Source organism: Clostridium sp. AM22-11AC, assembly GCF_003473545.1.
GTDB lineage: Bacteria > Bacillota > Clostridia > Lachnospirales > Lachnospiraceae > Enterocloster.
In genome coordinates, this window is the sequence record NZ_QUCM01000043.1 from 1 (window position 1) to 7,675 (window position 7,675).

8 protein-coding genes and 2 tRNA genes are annotated in these 7,675 nt (G+C 44.6%); all 10 read left to right on the forward strand.

Going from position 1 to position 7,675, the window contains the following annotated elements; all coding sequences use genetic code 11:
- Positions 1–77: 77 nt before the first annotated feature.
- The 10 genes from DW251_RS17465 (at position 78) to DW251_RS17510 (ending at position 7,563) form a co-directional block, all read left to right on the forward strand.
- A complete protein-coding gene (locus DW251_RS17465) occupies positions 78–2,234 on the forward strand; it encodes a Tex family protein (RefSeq protein ID WP_021868620.1) in 2,157 nt (718 codons plus the stop codon).
- Positions 2,224–2,649: a tRNA (adenosine(37)-N6)-threonylcarbamoyltransferase complex ATPase subunit type 1 TsaE gene (gene tsaE, locus DW251_RS17470; protein ID WP_021868621.1), complete on the forward strand. Its 426-nt coding sequence runs from the start codon at positions 2,224–2,226 to the stop codon at positions 2,647–2,649. The genes DW251_RS17465 and tsaE overlap by 11 nt, the downstream gene beginning before the upstream one ends.
- A complete protein-coding gene (gene tsaB, locus DW251_RS17475) occupies positions 2,649–3,395 on the forward strand; it encodes a tRNA (adenosine(37)-N6)-threonylcarbamoyltransferase complex dimerization subunit type 1 TsaB (RefSeq protein WP_118301890.1) in 747 nt (248 codons plus the stop codon). The genes tsaE and tsaB overlap by 1 nt, the downstream gene beginning before the upstream one ends.
- Positions 3,396–3,431: 36 nt before the next feature.
- Positions 3,432–3,887 (forward strand): ribosomal protein S18-alanine N-acetyltransferase, encoded by a 456-nt coding sequence (rimI, locus tag DW251_RS17480; RefSeq protein ID WP_118301891.1) that lies wholly within the window; start codon positions 3,432–3,434, stop codon positions 3,885–3,887.
- A gap of 142 nt (positions 3,888–4,029) precedes the next feature.
- Complete coding sequence (locus tag DW251_RS17485) at positions 4,030–4,272, forward strand: hypothetical protein (protein WP_021868624.1); 243 nt, start codon at positions 4,030–4,032, stop codon at positions 4,270–4,272.
- A gap of 141 nt (positions 4,273–4,413) precedes the next feature.
- A complete protein-coding gene (locus tag DW251_RS17490) occupies positions 4,414–5,325 on the forward strand; it encodes a ribonuclease Z (protein ID WP_021868625.1) in 912 nt (303 codons plus the stop codon).
- A gap of 55 nt (positions 5,326–5,380) precedes the next feature.
- Entirely contained in the window at positions 5,381–6,415 is a 1,035-nt protein-coding gene (tsaD, locus tag DW251_RS17495) for a tRNA (adenosine(37)-N6)-threonylcarbamoyltransferase complex transferase subunit TsaD (RefSeq protein WP_021868626.1), read from the forward strand.
- Positions 6,416–6,438: 23 nt separating this feature from the next.
- The gene (ispD, locus tag DW251_RS17500; RefSeq protein ID WP_021868627.1) at positions 6,439–7,140 is read left to right on the forward strand and encodes a 2-C-methyl-D-erythritol 4-phosphate cytidylyltransferase; all 702 of its coding nucleotides are present in this window, start codon (positions 6,439–6,441) and stop codon (positions 7,138–7,140) included.
- 189 nt (positions 7,141–7,329) lie between these two features.
- A tRNA-Ser gene (locus tag DW251_RS17505) sits at positions 7,330–7,415 on the forward strand.
- Between the two features lie 59 nt (positions 7,416–7,474).
- Positions 7,475–7,563: transfer RNA gene (locus DW251_RS17510), tRNA-Ser, on the forward strand.
- Positions 7,564–7,675 lie beyond the last annotated feature (112 nt).

A 7,675-nucleotide genomic window follows, 5' to 3' on the forward strand; every position in this document is an offset into this window, starting at 1 on the left:
AGGGCAAGTCTTGCATAAGGTCCGCGGATGAATTATAATAAAACCTCAGAACGACAAAAAATATGTGAGGACTATCAATGGATATTATTAAAGCACTGGCAGAAGAACTGAATATTGGACGCCACCAGGCAGAGGCAGCTGTAAAGCTCATTGACGAAGGCAATACCATTCCGTTCATTGCCAGATACCGTAAAGAAGCAACCGGTTCATTAAATGATGAAGTTTTAAGAAATTTAGATGAACGTTTAAAATATTTAAGAAACCTGGAAGACAGGAAAGAGCAGGTCATCAGTGCTATTTCTGACCAGGGAAAAATGACAGCAGAACTGGAAAAACAGATCCGTGAAGCGGCAACTTTAGTGGCAGTAGAAGACTTATATCGTCCATACAAGCCAAAACGCCGTACCAGGGCTATGATCGCCCGTGAAAAGGGCTTAGAGCCTTTGGCAAATGTGATCCTTTTACAGAATTTAAAAGAACCTGTGGAAAAAGCGGCAGAGGCCTATATTTCTGTTGAAAAAGGCGTAGAAAGTGTTCAGGATGCCATTAACGGTGCCATGGACATTCTTGCAGAAGGCATTTCTGACGATGCAAAATACCGCACCTATATCAGAAACATTACCATGAACAAGGGACTTCTCCAGTCAACTGCAAAGGATGGGGAAAAGCAGTCTGTTTATGAGACATACTATAATTACGAAGAACCGGTGAAAAAAGCAGCCGGACACCGCATCCTTGCATTAAACAGAGGAGAAGATGAGAAGATCCTTACTGTAAAGGTGGCAGCGCCAACAGAGCAGATCTTAGGATACCTGGAAAAACAGGTGATCACAAAGGAAAATCCATATACCACACCTGTATTAAAGGCAGTGATCCAGGACAGCTACAGCCGTCTTATTGCTCCTTCTGTAGATCGTGAGATCCGCAGTGAACTGACTGATAAGGCACAGGAAGGTGCTATCCGTGTATTTGGAAAGAACTTAGAGCAGCTTCTTATGCAGCCTCCAATTGCTGGTAAAGTAGTATTAGGCTGGGACCCGGCATTCCGTACCGGCTGTAAGCTGGCTGTAGTGGACAGTACCGGCAAAGTATTAGATACTGTAGTTATTTTCCCAACTGCCCCACAGAACAAGGTGGCAGAGTCCAAGAAAATATTAAAAGACCTGATCCATAAATATGGCATTTCCCTGATCTCTGTGGGAAACGGAACTGCTTCCAGAGAGTCTGAACAGATCATCGTAGAGCTGTTAAAGGAATTAAAAGAGCAGGTACAGTATGTGATCGTAAATGAGGCCGGTGCTTCTGTTTATTCTGCAAGCAAGCTGGCAACAGAAGAATTCCCGAAGTTCGATGTAGGACAGAGAAGCGCAGTTTCTATTGCAAGAAGACTTCAGGACCCACTGGCTGAACTGGTAAAGATCGATCCAAAATCCATTGGTGTAGGCCAGTATCAGCATGATATGAACCAGAAGAACCTGGGAGAAGCATTGGGCGGCGTTGTAGAAGACTGTGTAAATAAAGTAGGCGTTGATTTAAATACAGCATCTGCTTCCCTGTTAGAATATGTTTCCGGTATCAACAAGACTCTTGCAAAGAACATTGTGGCATACAGAGAGGAAAATGGTGCTTTTAAGAACCGTAAGCAGCTGTTAAAGGTAGCAAAACTGGGTCCAAAGGCATTTGAACAGTGTGCCGGATTTATGAGGATCACAGGAGGCGATAACCCATTAGACGGTACCAGCGTTCATCCGGAAAGCTATGAGGCAGCAGGAAAGCTGTTGGAGAAATTGGGATACACAGAAGATCAGCTGTCCCATGGCGGTTTAAATGGTATCAGCAAAAAGATTGGTGATTATAAGAAAATGGCCCAGGAAATGGGCGTAGGTGAGATCACACTTCGTGATATTACCGCTGAACTGGAAAAACCGGCCAGAGACCCGCGAGATGAGATGCCGCGTCCTGTTTTAAGAAGTGACATTATGGAAATGAAAGACTTAAAGCCGGGAATGGTATTAAAGGGAACCGTGCGAAATGTCATTGACTTTGGTGCGTTTGTGGATATCGGCGTTCATCAGGACGGCCTGGTACACATTTCCCAGATGACAGACCGTTATATTAAGCATCCATTAGAGGCAGTAAGCGTAGGCGACGTGGTAGATGTGAAGATCTTAAGCGTAGATATGGACAAGAAGAGGATCGCTCTTACAATGAAGGGAGTAAAGGATGGTAATTGATACTTGGGGTCCGGAGGAAACAAGGGCTTTTGGAAAGAAAATGGGACAGGAAGCAAGACCGGGACAGGTGATCTGCTTAAACGGTGACCTGGGAGTGGGAAAGACTATCTTCACTCAGGGATTTGCAGAGGGACTGGGGATCGATGAGCCGGTAAACAGCCCGACATTTACCATTGTCCAGCAGTATGATACAGGAAGACTGCCGCTTTATCATTTTGACGTATACCGTATCGGTGATATCAGCGAAATGGACGAGATCGGATACGAAGACTGTTTCTACGGAGACGGCGTTTCTCTCATCGAATGGTCCCAGCTGATTGAGGAGATCCTTCCGGAACATGTGACAGAGATCACCATTGAAAAAGACCTGGAAAAAGGATTTGACTACAGAAAGATACGGGTGGAGGAAAAATAATGAAAGTTCTTGGTATTGAAAGTTCATCTTTAGTAGCCAGTGTGGCACTTGTAACAGATGACATTCTCACAGCAGAATATACAGTAAACTTTAAAAAGACCCATTCCCAGACACTCCTTCCCATGTTAGATGAGATCGTAAAAATGCTGGGACTGGACCTGGAGACTATTGATGCCATTGCAGCAGCAGGGGGCCCGGGCTCCTTTACCGGTCTTCGTATTGGCGCAGCTACTGCAAAAGGACTGGGACTGGCATTAAAGAAGTCTCTGATCCATGTACCTACAGTAGATGCTATTGCTTACAATATGTGGGGGGCATCCGGTCTTATCTGCCCTATTATGGACGCAAAAAGATGCCAGGTATATACAGGACTGTACCACATGGAAAATGGAATTGAGACGGTTATGGAGCAGTGCCCTATGGATATGGGAGAACTGATCGAACAGTTAAATAAACAGTCTGAGCGTGTGATCTTCTTGGGAGACGGCGTACCGGTATACAAGGCCATGATCGAAGAGAAAATGACAGTTCCTTATGTATTTGCACCTGCCCAGATGAACAGACAGCGTGCATCCTGCGTGGCAGCTCTTGGTATGAAAGCTCTGACAGAAGGCTATACAGGAGCAAAAGTCCAGCCTGCAGACGAATTTGTACCGGATTACCTGCGTAAATCCCAGGCAGAAAGACAGCGGGAGGCAGAGGCTTCACCAGACGGACAGGCAGGAAAACTTCCGGGAGATTATTGATCACTGTTTATTACAAGAATTGGGAGAAAGAGATAAATGTGTGTAAATGAGGCTGGATCGATCCGCCTGATGGAAGAAAAAGATGTAGAACAGGTGGAAGAGCTGGAAAAACAGTGCTTTTCTGTTCCCTGGTCTGAAAATATATTAAAAGACGGGCTCACCGGCAGGTTTGATACCTACCTGGTATGGGAAAAAGACGGGATCGTAGCAGGCTACTGTGCTTTAAGAGTTCTTGCAGATGAGGGAGAGATCCAGCGTATTGCGGTCCTTCCTTCCTGGCGCCGTCATGGAATAGCCAAAAGCCTGATGGAAGCCATGATACAGGTATCTAAAGAAAAAGGGGCTGTTCAGATGTCACTGGAAGTGCGGGAAAGCAATACAGACGCCAGAAAACTGTATGAAAATTATGGTTTTATCCAGGAAGCAGTCCGCAAAAATTACTATGAAAACCCGGTAGAAAATGCCTGCATCATGTGGAAACATGAGTTGTAAGAAACTACCAGTAAAAACAGGAATAAAATCCGTATATAATGGAGAGGGACGGGAGACGTTCCTCTCTTTCGTTTATGGTAAAGTCACGTTTCGGTGACAGGTCCGCTTACGAAAAGAGGCAGAGAAAGGCGAGGATACAAATATGAGAAAAATAGGACCAGACGGGCAGTTGGAAAGGATGATATGCAATGCCTGCGGTAAGAAACTGGCGGTCAGACAGGGGATCGTGTTAGAAGGAGCTATAAGCATTGACCACACATGGGATTATTTCTCGGAAAAAGACGGGCAGGTGGATCATTTTGACCTGTGTGAAGAGTGCTATGATCAGCTGACAGCCACTTTTAAAATACCGGTAGAAACAGAAGAACAGACAGAGTATTTATAGCCATTCTACAAGGACAGGCTCAATTTTCCTCAGCACTTGATTATTAAGCTGCAAATGTGATATGATTTGGAAAGTTAAATGTATGATGTTCCTGCATAGAACATGCAACGGGAACATAATGAAAGAAAATGAGGAAAAAATATGTTAGATATATGTTTACTTGGAACAGGCGGTATGATGCCTCTTCCTTACCGGTGGCTTACATCCATGATGGCTAGGTGCGCAGGCAGCAATCTTCTCATTGACTGTGGAGAAGGCACCCAGATCGCGTTAAAAGAAAAAGGATGGAGCCCGAAGCCGATTGATGTGATCTGCTTTACCCATTACCACGCAGACCATATCAGCGGCCTTCCAGGGCTTCTTCTGACTATGGGAAATGCAGAGCGCACAGAACCGCTGACACTGATTGGACCAAAGGGATTAGAGCGTGTGGTAAATGCTTTATGCATGATCGCTCCGGAACTTCCATTTGACCTTAAATTTATTGAACTGACAGAACAGGAAGAAAGCTTACAGATCGGTCCTTACATGATCGATGCGTACCGTGTGAACCATAAGGTGATCTGCTATGGATATTCGATCCGTATTCCAAGAAAAGGCCGGTTTGATGTAGACCGTGCAAGAGAGCAGATGATCCCTCAGAAATTCTGGAGCCGTCTCCAGAAAGGGGAGATCATCGAAGAAGATGGACGGACATTTACTCCGGATATGGTACTGGGAGCAGACAGAAGAGGCTTAAAAGTTACTTACTGTACAGATACACGCCCAGTTCCGGTGATCGCACAGTATGCAAAAGACGCAGATCTTTTTATCTGTGAAGGCATGTACGGTGAAAAGGAAAAGGCAGCAAAAGCAAGGGAATATAAGCATATGACCTTTTATGAGGCTGCAAACCTGGCAAAAGAGGCTCAGCCTGCACAGATGTGGCTGACTCATTACAGCCCGTCTCTTACAAGACCGGAAGAATATATGGAGGAAGTAAAACAGATCTTTCCAAGGGCAAAGGCTGCCAGAGATGGCTGGACTGTGGAACTGGAGTTTGACGAGGAGTAACAGGTGCCCGGAGAGGACATATTCCAAGAGCACATATAAAGGATAAGGTGGAAATATGAATACAACTGCATCAGAAGATGTTTTAATACTGGCAATTGAAAGCTCCTGTGATGAAACAGCAGCTTCCGTTGTGAAAAATGGACGTACAGTACTGTCAAATGTGATCTCATCCCAGATCGCGACCCATACGGTATATGGAGGCGTAGTGCCGGAGATCGCTTCCAGAGAGCATATAAAGGCGATCAACTATGTAATAGAGAGGGCGCTGACAGAGGCAAATGTGACTCTTGAGGACATTACAGCTATCGGTGTTACCTATGGACCGGGATTGGTAGGCGCATTATTAGTAGGCGTGGCAGAGGCAAAGGCCATTGCTTATGCTGCCCATAAGCCATTGATCGGCGTTCATCATATTGAGGGCCATGTATCTGCCAATTTTATTGAAAATCCGGATCTGGAGCCGCCTTTTGTGTGCCTGATCGTATCTGGTGGACATACCCATCTTGTGATCGTAAAAGATTACGGAGAGTTTGAGATTATTGGAAGGACCAGGGATGATGCTGCAGGTGAAGCTTTTGATAAAGTAGCAAGAGCAGTAGGCTTAGGCTATCCAGGTGGTCCAAAGGTAGATAAGGCAGCAAAAGAGGGAAATCCACATGCTATGGAATTTCCGCGGGCAAAAGTAGCAGACTCTCCTTATGATTTCAGTTTCAGCGGCTTAAAATCTGCAGTGCTGAACTATATTAACCATGCAAAAATGACAGGGGAAGAGATCTATGTGCCGGATCTGGTAGCCTCTTTCCAGAATGCAGTGGTAGATGTCCTTGTAAGCAGGGCTATTACTGCAGCTAAAGAATATGGCTATAAGAAGCTGGCTATTGCAGGCGGAGTGGCTTCCAACAGCGCTCTTCGTGCAGCTATGAAAGAAGCCTGCGATAAGAACGGTATTACATTTTATCATCCATCTCCTATTTTTTGTACCGATAATGCAGCCATGATCGGTGCAGCGGCTTACTATGAGTATAAAAAGGGAAATCGCTCCGGATGGGACTTAAATGCAGTTCCAAATTTAAAATTAGGGGAAAGATAACAGGGAAACAGGGGTAAGAAGGAATGAAAGAACATTGCACAGCGGTCGTCCTTGCAGCAGGCAGAGGCACCCGTATGGGAACACAGACAGCAAAACAGTATCTGGAATTACAGGGTAAGCCTATTCTTGTATATGCACTGGAAGTCTTTGAACAGTCAGCGGTAGTGGATGATATCCTGCTTATGACAGATAAAGACCACGTAGAGTACTGTAAAAAAGAGATCTGTGAGAAATATGGTATAAAGAAAGTGTCAGCTGTAGCTCCAGGCGGAAAAGAACGCTATGAGAGTGTATGGAAGGCGCTGTGCATTTTAAAAGAACGGGGACAGTCTGGCTTTGTGATGATCCATGACGGTGCAAGACCTTTTATTACAGATGAGATCCTGAAACGGGTATACGAGCAGGTGCAGGTACAAAAAGCCTGTGTTGTTGGTATGCCGGTAAAAGATACCATAAAGCTTATCAACAAAGAAAAGCAGATCAAAGAAAGCCCGGACCGCTCTCTTGTATGGCAGGCCCAGACTCCCCAGGCTTTTGAGCTGTCTCTTATTGTAGAGGCCTTTGAACGTCAGCTGAAGGAGGATTGCAGCCATATCACAGATGATGCCATGGTAGTTGAAAAACAGATGGGGGTTCCTGTTTATATGGTAGAGGGAAGCTATAATAATATAAAGATAACCACACCGGAAGATCTGGTCATTGCTAGGGCATTTTTGAATGTTTAGAAGGGTCTGAAAAAGAACCTGAAAAAGTTTTTGAAAAAATATAAAAAAAGTGTTGACATATACTTCCAGCCATGATATTATAACTGAGCTGCTGATGAACAGCAACAAAGTAAGAAAAAACAAGAAAAAATAAATTAAAAAAACTCTTGACAAAACGTTTCTTATCTTGTATAATCGAAAAGCACGTTTGGAGAGATATCGAAGCGGTCATAACGAGGCGGTCTTGAAAACCGTTTGTCCGAAAGGGCGCGTGGGTTCGAATCCCACTCTCTCCGTTTAGGGCAAACAAAACAAACTGCCCTTACAAATAAATATTTGTTTATGAATCAACCAAGCAGAAGTACCCAAGTGGTTGAAGGGGCTCCCCTGGAAAGGGAGTAGGTCGTTAGTAGCGGCGCGAGGGTTCAAATCCCTCCTTCTGCGTTACGAAACGTAAGTTTCGATGTACCTTTAAAATTAAAGACTGAATAATACACAAACCCTGAAAATTCTAAAATAAAAGGTCTGGTTTAGACCTTTGAATTGAGAAAATTCA

Coding starts and splice junctions, on each gene's coding strand:
- DW251_RS17465 (WP_021868620.1), top strand. CDS start 78: ATGGATATTATTAAAGCACTGGCAGAAGAACTGAATATTGGACGCCAC.
- tsaE (WP_021868621.1), top strand. CDS start 2,224: ATGGTAATTGATACTTGGGGTCCGGAGGAAACAAGGGCTTTTGGAAAG.
- tsaB (WP_118301890.1), top strand. CDS start 2,649: ATGAAAGTTCTTGGTATTGAAAGTTCATCTTTAGTAGCCAGTGTGGCA.
- rimI (WP_118301891.1), top strand. CDS start 3,432: ATGTGTGTAAATGAGGCTGGATCGATCCGCCTGATGGAAGAAAAAGAT.
- DW251_RS17485 (WP_021868624.1), top strand. CDS start 4,030: ATGAGAAAAATAGGACCAGACGGGCAGTTGGAAAGGATGATATGCAAT.
- DW251_RS17490 (WP_021868625.1), top strand. CDS start 4,414: ATGTTAGATATATGTTTACTTGGAACAGGCGGTATGATGCCTCTTCCT.
- tsaD (WP_021868626.1), top strand. CDS start 5,381: ATGAATACAACTGCATCAGAAGATGTTTTAATACTGGCAATTGAAAGC.
- ispD (WP_021868627.1), top strand. CDS start 6,439: ATGAAAGAACATTGCACAGCGGTCGTCCTTGCAGCAGGCAGAGGCACC.